Origin of the sequence: Edaphobacter sp. (assembly GCF_028283685.1) — a bacterium.
In the GTDB taxonomy this organism is placed as follows: Bacteria; Acidobacteriota; Terriglobia; order Terriglobales; family Acidobacteriaceae; genus Edaphobacter.
Genome location: NZ_JAPWKF010000004.1, coordinates 65,794 through 81,398, shown reverse-complemented (window position 1 = coordinate 81,398; position 15,605 = coordinate 65,794). Strand labels below are relative to the sequence as shown.

Here is a 15,605-nt window from a genome sequence, read left to right as displayed (position 1 = left end):
GCAGTATGATAACTAAACCCTCATGAAAATTTCGACGATTGCCCTTCAATCCCTGACGGCAACGACGCTTTTGTTGGCGTCCCTGCTCTCTGCGCAAAGCGCCTCCCCGAAGAGTTACGACTGCTACCGTGCCAGCAAGCCTCTATCCATCGACGGCAAGCTGGACGAAGGAGCGTGGAAGAAGGCGGCGTGGACCGATGACTTCGTCGATATCGAAGGCGATGCCAAACCGAAGCCACGCTTCCGCACTCGCGCCAAGGTTCTCTGGGACGACGAATATCTCTACATCGGCGCGGAGCTGGAGGAGCCGGAGATCAAGGCAAAGCTGACCGAGCATGATTCGGTCATCTTCCACGACAACGACTTTGAGCTCTTCATCAAGCCCCCCACAGGCACGCCGGGTTACTACGAGTTCGAGATCAATGCGCTGAACACCTCATGGGACCTGTTTCTGAATAAGCCTTATCTCGAAGGGGGCAAAGCCGATAACTCCTGGGACATCCCCGGACTGAAGACCGCGGTCTCTCTGAAAGGCACCATGAACGATCCCAGCGATAAAGACAAGGGATGGAGCGTCGAGATCGCAATCCCCTGGACGGCGTTCGCCTCACGGCTCCCGGTCGAAAAGCCTAAGCCTGGGACGGAATGGCGCCTGAACTTCAGCCGCGTCGAGTGGAAAATCGGTCAGAAACGGGAGGACAACTGGGTATGGTCTCCCCAAGGCATTGTGAATATGCACGTTCCCGAGAAGTGGGGCTATCTGCGCTTTCGTTAACGTCGAGCTTCGCGAAAAGACGCAGCAAAATCACCACAACATTCCATGCGGCCTGTGTTTACTCCAGCAGAAGAAGCATTCGGTGACGAAAAGCGTCGCCGCAAGGAGCAAGACTCATGATGAAACGTATCCTGATTCATTCGACACTCGCCCTTACTCTGGCTGCAACTGCCGCATTTGCACAACAGTCCACGCCGGCTCCGGCGGATCCTCAGAACAACGCCGCCCCGCAGCAGCAGCCCGCGGGCCCGCACGGCCGTCACCACAAATTCGACGCTCATAAGGCTGCCGAGCGTATGAGCAAAAAGCTCGGCCTTAATGCAGACCAGACGGCAAAGCTCGAGCCTATCCTCAGCGACAGCCAGCAGAAGATGCAGGCCCTGCACGCCGATACCAGCCTGACGCAGGATCAGCGCCGCGCTCAGATGAAGGCGATCCACCAGGACACCCAGACGCAGCTGGCAACCGTCCTGACGCCCGACCAGATGCAGCAGCTCAAATCGATGCACCAGGGCCAGCGCGGACGTCACCAGGGACAGCAACAGCAGGCTCCGGATGCGTCAAATTCTCCGTCGGCCAGCTAAAATCCACTCCTTTCGCCCCGGAGCCGTGCCCCTTGCACCACTTAGGGTGCGGCTCCGGCCTTTTCTGCACCAATCTCATCACCCATTTCCTCGTTACTCTTTCGTAAACTGTGCGAATGGATAAGTTTGTTGTACGCGGCGGAAACCCCCTTCTCGGAACCATCAAAGTCTCCGGAGCCAAAAACTCCGCTCTTCCCTGTATGGCCGCCGCCATCCTGACTGAAGACGAGGTCATCCTCGAAAACATTCCTCAGGTCCGTGACATCGAGACCGAGCGCAAGCTCCTCGCCTCAATGGGCGCGGAGGTTGAACTAGGCTATGGCCGCGCCCAGCACCGGACACGCATCAAGTGCGGCATCCTCTCAGACCCGGTCGCCAAGTACGAGATCGTCAAGACGATGCGCGCCAGCTCTCTGGTCCTCGGCCCACTGATCGCCCGCACCGGCATCGCTCGCGTCGCCATGCCCGGTGGTTGCGCCATCGGCGGACGTCCCATCGATCTGCACATCAAGGGCCTCGAGGCGATGGGAGCCACCATCACCTACGACCATGGTTATCTGGAAGCCCGGGTCGACCGCCTCAAGGGCGCACATATCGTCTTCGACAAGATCACCGTTACCGGCACGGAAGACCTGCTGATGGCTGCCGTGCTGGCCGATGGAGAGACACTCTTCGAGAACTGCGCCCGCGAGCCCGAGGTCACCGACCTCGCTGCCCTGCTGACCGCCATGGGAGCGAAGATCGAAGGCGCAGGAACCTCGACGATTAAGGTTCAGGGCGTCACCAGCCTGCACGGCGCGCGCCACCGCATCAACCCGGACCGCATCGAGGCCGGCACATTCCTGATCGCAGGAGCGATCACCGGCGGCGACCTGAACGTAGACTCCTGCGAACCAGCGCACCTCGGCGCTGTCATCACCAAGCTGGAGCAGTGCGGCGTAAAGCTCGACGTCGGAGAAGATTCCATCCGCGTTCGCTCCGGCTCCGGCAGCCTCAAGGCAGCCGATATCTCGACGGAAGAGTACCCGGGCTTCCCGACCGACATGCAGGCGCAGTACATGGCCCTGGCCACGCAGACCGAGGGCACGACCGTGGTCACGGAGAACATCTTCGAAAACCGCTTCATGCACGTGGGTGAGCTCAATCGCATGGGAGCCGACATCACGGTTCAGGGCCGCGTGGCTACCGTACGCGGCAAGGCACAGCTGCAGTCGGCCGCCGTCATGTGCTCCGACCTGCGCGCTTCGGCATCGCTGGTGCTCGCGGCATTGGTGGCGGACGGTGAAACCATCCTCGACCGTGTCTATCACCTCGACCGGGGCTATGAAAACTTCGAGGATAAGCTGCGCGGTGTCGGAGCGCAGATCCGCCGCATGGGGGATGTCTTCGGCAAGAAGTAATTACGGGCTGCTCTAGTCCAGCTCCTTGAGGTAAACAGCGGCGTGCATGCCGGGACCGTAGAAGTCAGACTCTTCGCGGACGCGGCGATAGCCTGCATTTCGATAGAAACGGATCGCGCCGGTGTTTTCAGTGAAGACATGCAGGAGCATCATTCCGGCTCCAGTGCCGCTCAACCATGCTTCAGCAGCGGCAAGCATGAGCTCACCAACTCCCCTTCGGCGATACTCCGGGCTGACATCGATCGTAACAAGATAGCCAAGTGAGCCGTAAGCCGCCTGTTCGAGATGCGTGATGCAGAAGCCGCACACGTCGCCATCCGAAACTGCCAGGTAACTCCAGGCGTTAGCCGCCTCGGCAAAGCTGCGCATCGCCGAATGACCGAACCGGAACGGGACAGAGAAACAGCGAGCATCGAGCGCGACCATGGCATCCAGGTCCTCTGGCCGATACGTCCTGAGCGTTACGGTTTCAATCGGCGTCACCACGCTATCTCATCACAACCAGAGGCGCGTGTCTTCTGTGGCGCGCGCGACTTTGCTTCGCGGCAGAGGCTACACTTTCGCCGCAGTTCGAATAACCTGCGGCGGTGCGAGCCTTAGCTGCAACAGCCAGCTAGCGGGTGGGATTAGCGAAACGGAACTGATCGCGAAGCGTGATGGATGCGATGACAGCGAATGCGAGAACGGACGGCAGAAAAAGAAGGTACATAGGCCTCCCAAAGTAGAAAAAGTGAAAAGACGTTGTACTCACGATGACTTCGCGGGACAGGCCGAAGTCGGCGAGTGCTTTGCTTAGCCGCTATGTTTAGCGACCGCAATGACTGCTTTACTGAGCTGTCTTGGAGAAGCGGAACTGGTCGCGGAGCGTGATGGATGCGATGACAGCAAAAGCGAGAACGGACGGCAGAAAAAGAAGATACATAACGCCTCCTCAGGCAAAAGGCTTTCAGGTACGTTTGTGCCGCCAGGCGGCGACGCTAGCGATTAGCTATGTCTTTGTGCTGCGGCATAGCCCGAATGCTGTCGGCTGCACCTTGTCATTTGCAAACGGGATACCATTTGAAAAACCTGTGGGGAAAATGCATAAAATCGCGCAAAAGGCCATCGGACAGGCCGCCCGGAGTGCCGATACTGCATCCCACGCGATATAAGTGAAAAATCGTTTCCCACAATCGTGGGCAAAATTTTTCACATTGCCCTAACATTCGGGATCTCCCTCAGAACGAGAGATCAACCCAATAGAAAAGGCCGCCTCAACGGGCGGCCTGATGTGTTTCTGGAAAGAAGCGGCTAGACAGCGATCGTGAAGGAGTCTTCGCTGCGGGTCACGGCACGATACATCGTGTCGCGCTCGAAGGGAATGCGTCCTGCCTCGGTAATCAGACGGACGAGATCCTTGCGGCGCAGTCCCTGAGGCGTGGTCGCACCAGCGTCATGGTAGATCTTCTCCTCCACCACAGTTCCGTCGATGTCGTCCGCCCCGAAGCGCAGCGAAATCTGCGCCATCTTCGGAGAGACCATCTGCCAGTAGCTCTTGATGTGGGCGAAGTTATCCAGCAGCAGGCGACCGACGGCAATCTGCCGGACATCGAGCATGCCCGTGGTCTTCGGAATGTGCGCCAGAGCGGTATTGTCCGGGTGGAACGACAGGGGAATAAACGTCTGGAACCCACCGGTGTCGTCCTGCACTTCACGCAGACGGAGCATGTGATCGACACGATCCTCATCGTTCTCCACATGGCCGTACAGCATCGTAGCGTTGGAACGCAGACCGATCTTGTGAGCCATGCGCGCCGTCTCCAGCCACTCCGAGCCGTCGATCTTGTGATCGCAGATGATGTGACGGATGTGGTCGGCAAAGATCTCCGCGCCGCCGCCAGGCATGGAATCCACACCGGCCGCCTTCATGCGCTCGAGCGTCTCCGGGATAGTCATCTTGCCGCGCTTGGCGAGGAAGGCTACCTCGACCATGGTGAAGGCCTTGATGTGAACCTTGGGGAAGCGCTCCTTGAGGCCGCGCACCAGGTCCATGAAGTATTCGAACGGAAGATCAGGGTGCAGGCCGCCGACGATATGGAACTCCGTCACGGCCTCGGTGTATCCCGCTCCTGCTGACTCCCAGGCCTCTTCCAGGGCCATGGTATACGTCCCGGCCTCGCCCTTCTTACGGCCAAAGGCGCACAGGCGGCAGGAGGCGACACACACATTCGTGGGATTAATATGCCGGTTGACGTTGAAGTAGGCAATATCTCCATGAAGCTTCTCGCGGACGTAGTTCGCCAGCCAGCCGACGGCGAGGATATCGCCACTGCGGTACAACGCGACGCCATCGTCAAAATTCAGGCGTTCGCCCGCAAGAACCTTTGCTGCAATCGGCTGCAGGGCCGAATCATCGGTTTGGAAGGAATGCCGAGGGCGCGCAGATGTCGATTCGAGGCTCATAAAATAATTCTATTCCTCCCGGCCGCTGCGCGCCCACCGCAATTTCTACTTGTGAATCTCTGCCGAATTGACCATCGAAGGCTGAATGACAATGCCATCAAACAGTGTCGCCGCGACAAGGTGATCGCTCTCCGGACGAATCAGACGCAGATTCCAGCCGGTATCCCAATAGTGCACCTGCATATCCGGAAGATGCGCTGAGAAGGCAAACGTCGTGGGGCCGTTGGCCGTAACCAGGATGCGCTGACCCGCCTCATCGTAGTAGATGCTGTTCACGTCGCGCACATACAGATTATGAACGACATTCCACGTCACGCCTCGGTCGTGAGAAAGGTAGATCCCCTCACGGCCTCCCATCCACAGACCGCCAGATCCGTCGACGGCTACCGCTGTAATCTGGGTCAGCTCCTTCGGAGGCGTAACCGGGCTCCAGGTCTTGCCGGCATCGGCCGACAGCAGAGCCGTCGAAAGCGACGAGGCCAGAATCTGAGACTTCGCCGAAGCGATGGTGTACCAGATACGGCCTTCGGGGTTGGTCGCGATGTTCCAGCTCTGGCCGGAGTCCGAACTCATGAGGATACCGTCTGCCGTCGCGGCATACAGCTGGTCACCGTCACGCGTGAAGGAAAAGACCGTGCTGTCGAAGACCTTCTCCACCGGCTTCTTCTTCGGCGGCGCCTTCACAACGATGGTACGGGTTCCTTTTTTCGTCTTGACGGTCTTGGTCACAGGAGCGGGCTCGGGCTCGGGCAGCAGGAGGGAGACCTTGGTCACCTTGCTCCATACCGAGCCATTCAGACGATAGATGCCGTGCCGCGTTCCAGCCACAATGCTCCCATCGGGAGCCTGACCGAGGCTGAAGACATCATGCGCTTCCAGGCCCGAGTTCATCTGCGTCCAGGAAAGTCCGCCATTTTCGGAGACGAAGACGCCTCCCCATGCCTTGTCATTCACCATGCCGACATAGATCGTCTTCGGATTGCGCTGATCGCTGACATATGAGGTGATCTGGCGCGCCGAGAAACCCGCATTCGCAGGACGGAAGCTGGCGCCGCCATCGTTGGACGCAAGCACACCGCCACGGTCGGTGGCCAGAAGGACGCGATTGGTATCGGCAGGGTCGATGTAGACGTCGTTGACGATCAGTTCGGGGCCCGACATCCGAACCCAGCTGTTGCCAGAGTCGGTGGTGCGGTAAAGCCCTTCAGTCGTTCCGGCGAAGACGATGTTCTGATGCTGCGGGTCCTGCATCAGAACGCGCGTACGGCGCGCCGTCGAAGGAATACCCTGAATCTTGTGGAAGAGGGCACCCGCGTTCTCGCTCTTGTAGATACCTGAACACGCACTGGCGTAAACAACACCGGGGTCTTTCGGATCGACGATGATCGAGAAGACATCGGAGTCGTCGATCACGCCTTGCTTAATATTGGACCAGTGTGCACCGCCATCGCTGGTCTTCCAGGGAAGGTGCCAGGTTCCGGCGTAGACGATGTCAGGATTCTTGGGGTCTATCGCGATGGACTCGACCTCGTGAATCTCCGTGCTGCCCTCCGGGCTGATCAGCTTCCAATGGTCACCACTGTCATCGGAGCGATAGACGCCCTTCAGCGTTCCCGCCACGTAGACCTTGGGATTTGAGGGAGAGTTCGCCAACGCAAGAACCGACAGCCCCTTCATCTCAGGAGCGGCCTTCCAGGTATTGCCTGCGTCATCGCTGGTATAGAGATTGCCGACCTGGCCTCCCAGGACCCATGCCCCGACGACAATGTGGTTCGGCTTCACGGGATCAACAATGATCGAGTCGAGCACCAGATCATCCCGCTTACCGACTCGCGCAAGGCGCTTCCACTCCGCGCCCTTGTTGTGCGACTCGTAGATCCACCCATTGGCGGTTCCCATATAGAGATGATTTTTGTCGTGAGGATCGGCTGCTATGGTGCGAGCATCTCCGCCATCGGGACCAAACGGGAGCCAGCCGGAGACGGCGGCCTTTGAGTATGGGACCAGAAGAACCAGGGCGGCAAAGAGGGCGGACAGGGTACTGCGTGTATTTCTCATAAATCTTCTGAAAGTTTACCGAATAGGTAATAGATAGGTCATTAGTCGCGACAAATAAAACGGCTGACTGGGTAGATACCCAGTCAGCCGTTTTTGTTGGTTTATCGTTTTGGTGCTACTTCTTTGCCTTGTGCTTGTGAGGAGCGGGCTTGACGACAGCGCTCTCGTCAACCGGCGTGAGGCCGGTCTGGTCGAGCGTTGCGCCGGTCGGGATCAGAGTCGAGCTAGCCGACTTGCCATCCGTCGATCCCGTGTAGAGCGAGATGCGGCTGGAGTCGATACCCTTCTCCTTGACCAGGTACTCCTTGGTGTTGATCGCACGTCCTGTGGCCAGCTTGCTTCCGGCCTTCTCCGTACCGGCTGCGTTGCCGACAACAGCCAGCTTGGCATCCGAAGAGCGCTGCAGGTTCAGAGCGATGTCATCAAGGCAAGCCTTTGCCTCGTTGTCGACGCGGGTCGGACGGCGCTTGTCACGCTCGAAGTTGATCGAGCAAAGAGCCGAGGTCGTCGGAGCCGGCGGCGGCGGCGGCGCGTTGACCGTTACCGAAGCCGTGCAGGAAGCCGACTGGCCCTTGTCGTCCACAACATTCGCCGTCACCGTGATGGTTCCAGGTGCTGCGCCCGTCGTGTTGAGGGTTGCCGTCGAGCTGTTGCCCGTGACCGAACCAGCCGTCGAGCTGTAGCTGTAGGTCAGAGGACGATTCTGCGGGCTGACGCCGGTCGCGGTGATCGTGGAGGAATCTCCAGGAGCAACCGTCGAGGGGTTAGCCGAGCAGGTAACCGTCGGAGGCGCAAACTGCTGAACCGTGAACGGAGCCGAGCAGTCCGCCATCTCACCAGGCTTGTTGCCCTCGGTAACGTGACCCTTGGCGGTGTAGCTGCCGGGGTTCAGGTTCGTCGTGGCAACATTAGCAACATTGCTGGTACCGGAAACCGTACCGCCATCAGAGGTCCAGGTGTAGGTGGCCGTCTTCTTGGGGTTCAGGTTGGCAGCCGTACCGGTCACAGTGATCGGGTCGCCGGGGTAAACCGTTGCGGGCGAGGCCGAGCAGCTATAGGTGACAGGAGGAGGAGGAATGATGTGACCGAAGTGCGTCACGATACCCGTGCTGAGGTCCACGCCGCTTATATTCGCACGACCGCCGGTCGGACCGCTCGGAGGAGCAGTATAGGGACCGAAGTTGGTGTGAACGTAGCGATAGTCAGCCTCGAACAGGCGGAACGAGAAACGGTTGTTGAAGAACGGAAGGTCGTAATCCATACCGCCGCCAGCCGTGAGGGTCGTGCCCCAGGTCCAGGGGTTGTGGTACTGGTACGAGTGATACGAGTTCGGTCCAACCAGCTTCGAACCACCGGCCAGGCCGTGGGCGAAGAGGGTGAAGTTCTGCATGGGGGCGCGGAAGATAGGACCGGCCGAAGCAGAGTACAGACCGTCGTTCTTTCCGTCCGGGTGAGCAACGAAGTTGACCTCACCACCGAAATACTTGTTGAAGTAATACGCGCCGCTGCCGATCGCACCTAGATCGATCGAGCTGTAGTTCACGCCGAGGGGCTTCAGCTGACCGTGTGCACCGAAGTACGAATAACCGGTGAACACGTCAAAGCGAGATGGGTTAGGCCCCGTTGGGGCGGGCGTGCTGGGAGTCTGCGCACCCAGACTCGCGACTCCTAGGCTGACTGCACATGCAGCCAGTGCGAACCGGCCAAGACTACGTAAAGGGCTATGAACCATTCCACTTCCTCCGCTCAAAATACATCCTTGATAATGAGCCTCAATAGGCTCAAATTAGTTCCGATAACTTGCTTCGATTCTGTAAAGCTTACCGCAGTTGCTAAACCTACCGGTAAAAAATACTCTCTCAAAATCTTATTTTCAATAGCTTACCTTTGATATCCGGCACCTATTGGGGAGAATCTTCGTAGTTAGCAATCAGTGCTTCGCAGCTCAGGATAAGTTCAGCGTCTTGCGGATGGTACCCCGCTCGCTCTGAATCTTCTCCTGTAGCAGGGTAATCGCATATAGCAGCTGTTCCGGCCTTGGCGGACATCCAGGAACATAGATGTCCACCGGTATCACCTGGTTAACACCCTGCAGAAGGGCATAGTTGTTGAAGACACCACCGGATGTGGCACATGCCCCCATGGAGATCACCCATTTTGGCTCGGGCATCTGCTCATAGAGGCGACGAATCACAGGCGCCATCTTCTGCGAGACGCGGCCTGCGATGATCATCAGATCGCTCTGGCGAGGCGAGGGACGAAAGACCTCGGCGCCAAAACGGGCGATGTCGTAGCGCGAACCGCCCATCGACATCATCTCGATCGCGCAGCAGGCCAGGCCAAAGGTCATCGGCCAGACCGAATTCTTACGGACCCAGTTGATTGCAGCGTCCAGCGAAGCCAGAACGATGCCGTCGGGCTGGTCGTAGCCCCAGTTAACTTCCTGCAGCTTCTCACGGTTCTTGCCAAAGCTCTCAAGATTCCCGAAGAGATAGCGATCGCCCTCCTGCGGGGTCTCCGTCGGACGGCCGCTGCTGGTGTTCTCCCTTGAAACTGTGCTCATACCGTCATGATAGAGCGGCCTGAACGGTTTCGCGTGAAATATTCGCCGCTACCCCATGGAAAACACGACCGCAAACGCAGGAATGACCTTAATCCTCCTACTGTTGTCCACATAGTTGAAGTCTGGTCTTCAGCTGGGTCGCCGGCATAAAACCGGCCGGCAACTGCAAAAAAATGCGAAACCGCAGCCAGTTGATCCTTCCCAGAGGGGTGGGGCCAGCGGTCGACGATTCGATCGTATGCGCCGTCGTCGTAAAGTGAGTGGCCAGCGTCGCCGCTGTGCCAGCCTGATCGGCGGTTCCCGGCACAAGTCGTGCGTCCACGATCTGGAACGTTCCCTCCGGCAGGCCTGCGACCAGTGCCGCAAGCGCCTGTTCGGCCCCCGGGGCCGGGCCGGGCTTCGCCTCGTAGCGGTCATAAGCCGCCTTCAGACGGTCGAAGGACGGCCTGAAGGCGGCAAAGCGGAACCTCCTGGGCGTCCATCCCACGGCATCCTGCGCGCGAAAGCTGAAGTCGGTGCTGATCAGCAGAGGGCTGACGGAATGATATGGGGGCGTGGCAAGCTCCGCGTAATCGTGCGGTGGACGTGCACCTGAGGTCGGAAGCACCCGCAGAATCCATCCCGAAGGTAACGGCTCCAGCAGAACCTCCAGTCCGGAACCGATCTCGCGCTGAAACGGCTGTCCGGCACGCACCTCGCCCTCAAGCATGCCTGTCCTGCACTGCTGTACGGCGTGCAGGCGGTCAGCCGCCAGAAGGAGGAGGCAGAAGCAGGCAGCAACGGCTCTACCCCGCATTCTCCGCCATCGCCTCCAGCAAAGCGGCCTTCAGTGCTCGCTGCTGCTTCTTTTCCAGCTTGCCGTCCTCGTGAGTCAGGTAAAAGACGTCGATGGCCGTCTCGCCCTCCGTGTCGATCAGCGCCACCTCGATATTGTGGCCCTGCGCGGCGATGGTCAGGCTGAGGGCGCGTAGTAACCCCGGCACATCCTGTGCCACAACCTCGAGAAGCGTGCTGTGTGACGAAGCCTGCTCATCGAAGTTCACCCGCGCCGTCACCTCGATCTTCGGCGCCTTGCGGCGTCCCCTCCGGCGACCGCTCAACAGCTTCTCCACCGAAGTAGCGCCGGACATGACGTCGTAGATGCTCTTCACGAACCGTTCATGCTCCGAGGCATTCATCTCCAGCGTGCGGAACGAATCGGTGAAGCGGAAGCTGTCCACGACGATGCCGTTGCGATTCGAGAAGGCGTCAGCCGTGACGATGTTCATGCCCCAGGCGGCCAGAGCGCCCGTCATGTTCGCAAACAGAAGCGCGCGGTCCGGTGTAACGACCGTCAGTTCGTTGACGTTCGGAGCATAGCGGAAATCAAGCTGCACGCGATCGCTATCGAGTCGCTCTGCCATGTGAAAGTGCGTTCTGATCTGCTCCGGCGAACGCGTGAGCACATACCGTTCCGGAAAGCCTTCAAGAAACTCGGCGATGTTCTCTTTCTGGTCCGGGACCAGCGCCGAGACACGCGCCACCAGGTCGCGCGCCTCGTTAGCCCCGACACGCTCCTCGTCGACGCTGCGATCGAGATAGTTGGCCGTGGCAATGTACAGTCGCCACAGGTTCTCGGCCTTCCACGGCGTCAGGGCATCGGGATGCACCGCATTGATATCCGCATAGGTAAAGAGTGTCAGCATGCGCAGCAGCTCCGGTGTCTGCACCTTGCCTGCGAAAGCGCGCACCGTCTCTGCATCGAAGATGTCACGCCGCAGAGCGGACGACATCTCCAGGTGGTTGGCGATCAGTGCTGTCACCATCTCGCTCTCGTACGGATCGAGCTCCAGCCGCGCCAGCAGTCCCTGCGCCATGCGCGCGCTCTCCTGCGCATGATCGCCGGTGCTGCGTCCCTTGCCGGTGTCGTGCAGCAGAGCCATCAGGTAGAGCACTGACGCGTGCGGCAGCTCGCGCAGAAGACTGCCCAGACGGGTCGCCCACTCCGCCTTCGGGCCGGTCTGCGCACCTTCAAGGCCATGCAGCGTATCGATCAGCACAAAGGTATGCTCGTCGACGGTGTAGCGATGATAGGCATCGCGGATGACGAGCGCGTCGATGCCGTGAAACTCCGGGATCAGCAGCTCAAGGATGCCGAGAGCATGCATCGCCCGCAGCGCCTGACCGGCGTAGCGCCCCAGAAGCACCGCCTGCAGACGCCGCCACAACGCAGGGCCCTCTTCGAGATTGGCTGACAACAGCGGCAGTGCCTGCGAGATGCGCTCTTCCGCCTCGCGACCGAGACGGCAGCCGGTCCGCGCGATGCTGGCAAAGACCTCCAGCACAATCTCCGGATCATGTGCCGCGTCGCGGCCACCGCTGACCGTGTATCCGCTTACCACCGGAGGATCGAGCAGGATGCGTCCCCGATCCAGGCGAAATCCTGCCTGCGGTTCAAGGCCTTTTTCCCGTCGCAGTAAGAGACGCTTAGCGCTCTTGGGAGCAGGCAGGTCTTCGACGATCCGCTTCAGGTTGCGCTCAATGCTGCGGGCATGCCGGAAGTAGAAGCGCATCCAGTAGGCGGCGTCCAGCCTCTGCGTATCGCGGCCATTCAGGCCAATTCCGGTCTCCGCAGCGGCATCCTGCGCCTGCCAGTCGAGAATGTTGTCATCGCGATCGTGGCGGTAATGCAGGAAGCAGCGCACCAGCTGCATAAACTCGGTTGCCTGACGAAACTCCGCCTCATCGGGATCGACCGCAATCGAGCTGTCGAGGATACGCAGCCAGCGACAGACATGAATATCACGCAGACCACCGGGGCAGTCCTTGATATTCGGCTCCAGATGGAAGAGGGTATCGCCGTACTTTTCGTGGCGCGTGCGGGTCAGCTCCAGAAGGCTGGCCTGAATGCCCTTGCGATCGCGGTCGATGAGCTTCGGAACCGTCTCGCCTGCCAGCCGGGCATACAGGTTGGCATCCCCCGCAAGCAGGCGATGGTCGAGCAGCGAGAGCGTGAACTCGGCATTGTCCTCGGAGAAGCGTTCGCACTCGGCGAGCTTGCGCGTCGCCGGCGAGACACGAATACCGGCGTCCCACATCTCCTGGCCGATGCCGCGGATACAGTCCTTGACGTCCTTCTCCTGGGTCTTCGCATCCAGCACGAAGAGCAGGTCGATGTCGGAGTAGGGAAAGAGCTCCCTGCGCCCGTAACCGCCGACCGCAAGCAGTGCTATTCCCGATGTCAGCTTTGGATGGGTCTCTGCAAAGCGCCGCCAGAGCGCTATCACCAGAAGATCAACCGCATCGGTGCGCGCGGCAAGCGTCACAGAGCCGGCGGCCCCGGTCTCAAAGGCGCCGCGCACCTCCAGCATGGTCCTCTGGTACTGGCTACGCAAAGCGCCGCCGGTGGACTCCTCCGCCTGCATTCGTCTCTCCCCGAGTCTTCAGAATAGCGTGTGAAACAAGCCGGAGAGCGAATCCTGCCCGCCGGATGCGCGGGCAGAATCGTTAGAGTGCGATCTCCCCGCGTTCGTCGTTCCGAATGCGAATGGCCTCGTCGATCTTCGAGATGAAGATCTTGCCATCGCCGATGGTCCCGGTTCGGGCCGCCGTCAGGATGGCCTGTACGACCTCGTCCACCTGCTCGTCGGCGACGACCAGCTCAAGTTTGACCTTAGGCAACAGGTCGACCGAATATTCGCGGCCGCGATAGACCTCGGTGTGGCCCTTCTGCCGTCCATGGCCCCGCGCCTCGAGGATCGTCATTCCGTTGACGCCGATCTCCACCAGGGCATCCTTGACTGCATCCAGCTTGGATGGCTGAATCACTGCTTCAATCTTCTGCATAGCTCTCTCGTCCCTCTCGGCTTACGCCTGAAAGTTTAGTGTGCCCAGTCGTAGCCTTCTTCGCCATGCTGCGAAAGGTCCAGACCATCGCGCTCTTCATCTTCGCTCACTCGCAGGCCAATCGTCTTGTCGACGAGGAAGAGAATGATGAGCGTACCAACCACAGAGATCGACATGGCGATCGCAATACCGATGAGCTGGTTGAGAACCTGGCCACCGTTGCCTTCGAGCAGGCCAATCGGCTTGCCCGCGCCCAGGATGGGGTTGACGGCGCTGTTGGCGAAGACGCCGGTCAGGATCGCGCCCAGCGTTCCACCAGCGCCGTGCACGCCAAAGGCGTCCAGCGAGTCGTCGTAGCCGAAGAAGGACTTCACCTTGACCACCATGAAGTAGCAGAAGACGCCTGCGAGCAGACCGATCCAGATAGCCGACATCGGAGTCACGAAACCAGCTGCCGGGGTGATGGCAACCAGACCGGCGACCGCGCCCGAAATCGCTCCCAGAGCGGAGGCCTTGCCCTGGCGAAGCCACTCCGCAGCGCTCCAGCCCACAGCCGCAGCGGCAGCGCCGAAGTGCGTCGCGACGAAGGCCGCGGTGGCCAGCGTTCCGGCAGAAAGAGCGGAACCGGCGTTGAAGCCGAACCAGCCCACCCACAGAAGACAGGCGCCGATAAAGCTCAGCACGACCGAGTGCGGCGGCATCGGCTCCTTGGGGAAGCCGAGACGACGGCCCATGAAGATCGCCGTCACCAGAGCCGAGGTACCCGAGGTGATGTGCACCACGGTTCCGCCTGCGAAGTCGAGGCACGGAATGCGGCCGCCCATCCCGGCGTTCAGCAAGCCACCCTTACCCCAGACCATGTGGGCCATCGGGCAGTAAACCACAAACGTCCACAGAACGGTGAAGGTCAGCATCGCCGAGAATTTCATGCGCTCGGCGAAGGCCCCGGAGATCAGCGCCGGGGTGATGATCGCGAACATCAGCTGGTAGACCATGAAGGTCTGCGACGGGACAGTCGAAGCATAGACACCGGGGGCCGAGCCTACCCCGTGCAGGAAGATATTGCCGAAGCCGCCGATGAAGGAGTTGCCGTCGCCAAAGGCCAGCGAATAGATCACCAGCGCCCACAGGATGGTAATGACCGCCATCATGGCAAAGGTCTGCATCATGGTGCCGAGCACGTTCTTCTTGCGCACCAGGCCGCCGTAGAAGAGTGCGAGGCCGGGGCCGCTCATCATCAGCACCAATGCAGCGGAGACCAGCATCCATCCGTTATCGCCTGCGGTCTGTGCGGAGGCAGCGGCTGCGGTGTTGGCAGCAACCTGCTTTTCAAGAGCGCTCAGGCGTTCAGCCTGTCCCGCGACCGCGGGCGTCTGCGCCATGGCACTCTGTCCTGCCAGCAACGGCCCGCCGACGCCCAGCATCAGCAGGAGACCTAGAAATACCTTCACTACGGCAACACGCATGGATTCCATCACCTGTCTCAAGATTCTTCAATACAGATAACACCGGGAAAACGCCCGGCCAGTCGAACCTCCCGGAGGAGTGACGGCTATCGAGTGGCACCCGATTTGCTCCGCTGCGACATGGAAGCGAAGCTCTTGGTTGTACTTGCTGAATAGCCTTTAATCTACACAACAGGCGACACATCACCAAGCGGCATTTGCCTTAAACGCGGCGCGAAAGCATCTCCCCGACGATGTCTTTCCACTCGTCGAACAGGTCTCCCTGTCCCACAGGCTGCCCCGCCCGCGAGTACCAGTAGGAGGCGTTTCCCAGATCTCCCTCTTTCCGGTGCAAATAGGCATGAACCCATGCTCCATCCTGGCCGGGAACATCCTGTGCGATCGTATGGGCGCGCTCCCAGTCGCCCTGGCCGTCCCACCACAGGGCGAGCAGCACGCCTGTCAGCTGACTCTCTGGCAGCGCCTGAAACTCCGCAATGGTCATCGAAGCCT

General features: G+C 59.9%; 14 protein-coding genes. 4 read left to right on the top strand and 10 right to left on the bottom strand.

What is annotated here, in order from left to right:
• Window positions 1–22 precede the first annotated feature (22 nt).
• The 3 genes from PW789_RS05330 (at window position 23) to murA (ending at window position 2,759) form a co-directional block, all read left to right on the top strand.
• Window positions 23–775, top strand: coding sequence for a carbohydrate-binding family 9-like protein (locus tag PW789_RS05330; protein ID WP_299372540.1), 753 nt, complete (start codon window positions 23–25; stop codon window positions 773–775).
• A gap of 116 nt (window positions 776–891) precedes the next feature.
• Window positions 892–1,359, top strand: a complete 468-nt coding sequence (locus PW789_RS05325) for a hypothetical protein (protein WP_299372537.1) — start codon at window positions 892–894, stop codon at window positions 1,357–1,359.
• Window positions 1,360–1,475: 116 nt separating this feature from the next.
• Window positions 1,476–2,759: a UDP-N-acetylglucosamine 1-carboxyvinyltransferase gene (gene murA / locus PW789_RS05320; RefSeq protein ID WP_299372534.1), complete on the top strand. Its 1,284-nt coding sequence runs from the start codon at window positions 1,476–1,478 to the stop codon at window positions 2,757–2,759.
• A gap of 12 nt (window positions 2,760–2,771) precedes the next feature.
• Here the strand turns inward: murA and PW789_RS05315 are convergent, their stop codons facing one another.
• Window positions 2,772–3,242, bottom strand: coding sequence for an N-acetyltransferase (locus tag PW789_RS05315; protein ID WP_299372531.1), 471 nt, complete (start codon window positions 3,240–3,242; stop codon window positions 2,772–2,774).
• 386 nt (window positions 3,243–3,628) lie between these two features.
• Between PW789_RS05315 and PW789_RS05310 the strand changes: the two genes are divergently transcribed.
• Window positions 3,629–3,910 carry a hypothetical protein gene (locus PW789_RS05310; protein ID WP_299372528.1) on the top strand — a complete coding sequence of 94 codons (282 nt, stop codon included), beginning with the start codon at window positions 3,629–3,631 and terminating at the stop codon, window positions 3,908–3,910.
• Between the two features lie 139 nt (window positions 3,911–4,049).
• On the opposite strand, the gene mqnE is transcribed toward PW789_RS05310, so the two are convergent.
• The 9 genes from mqnE to PW789_RS05265 all read right to left on the bottom strand — a co-directional run bounded on the left by mqnE (window position 4,050) and on the right by PW789_RS05265 (window position 15,597).
• Entirely contained in the window at window positions 4,050–5,201 is a 1,152-nt protein-coding gene (gene mqnE / locus PW789_RS05305) for an aminofutalosine synthase MqnE (protein WP_299372525.1), read from the bottom strand.
• 45 nt (window positions 5,202–5,246) lie between these two features.
• On the bottom strand, window positions 5,247–7,259 hold the full coding sequence (locus PW789_RS05300; RefSeq protein WP_299372522.1) for a hypothetical protein: 2,013 nt from the start codon (window positions 7,257–7,259) through the stop codon (window positions 5,247–5,249).
• 115 nt (window positions 7,260–7,374) lie between these two features.
• Window positions 7,375–8,802, bottom strand: a complete 1,428-nt coding sequence (locus PW789_RS05295; protein WP_367182480.1) for an OmpA family protein — start codon at window positions 8,800–8,802, stop codon at window positions 7,375–7,377.
• Between the two features lie 402 nt (window positions 8,803–9,204).
• Window positions 9,205–9,822 carry an NADH-quinone oxidoreductase subunit B gene (locus tag PW789_RS05290; protein ID WP_299372516.1) on the bottom strand — a complete coding sequence of 206 codons (618 nt, stop codon included), beginning with the start codon at window positions 9,820–9,822 and terminating at the stop codon, window positions 9,205–9,207.
• Window positions 9,823–9,919: 97 nt separating this feature from the next.
• Window positions 9,920–10,618: a hypothetical protein gene (locus PW789_RS05285; protein WP_299372513.1), complete on the bottom strand. Its 699-nt coding sequence runs from the start codon at window positions 10,616–10,618 to the stop codon at window positions 9,920–9,922.
• The gene (gene glnD, locus PW789_RS05280; protein ID WP_299372510.1) at window positions 10,608–13,226 is read right to left on the bottom strand and encodes a [protein-PII] uridylyltransferase; all 2,619 of its coding nucleotides are present in this window, start codon (window positions 13,224–13,226) and stop codon (window positions 10,608–10,610) included. Before glnD ends, PW789_RS05285 begins: the two co-directional genes overlap by 11 nt.
• Before the next feature lie 82 nt (window positions 13,227–13,308).
• Window positions 13,309–13,647 (bottom strand): P-II family nitrogen regulator, encoded by a 339-nt coding sequence (locus tag PW789_RS05275; protein WP_299372507.1) that lies wholly within the window; start codon window positions 13,645–13,647, stop codon window positions 13,309–13,311.
• Between the two features lie 35 nt (window positions 13,648–13,682).
• Window positions 13,683–15,113: an ammonium transporter gene (locus PW789_RS05270; RefSeq protein ID WP_299372504.1), complete on the bottom strand. Its 1,431-nt coding sequence runs from the start codon at window positions 15,111–15,113 to the stop codon at window positions 13,683–13,685.
• Between the two features lie 202 nt (window positions 15,114–15,315).
• Entirely contained in the window at window positions 15,316–15,597 is a 282-nt protein-coding gene (locus PW789_RS05265) for a hypothetical protein (RefSeq protein ID WP_299372501.1), read from the bottom strand.
• Window positions 15,598–15,605: the final 8 nt, after the last annotated feature.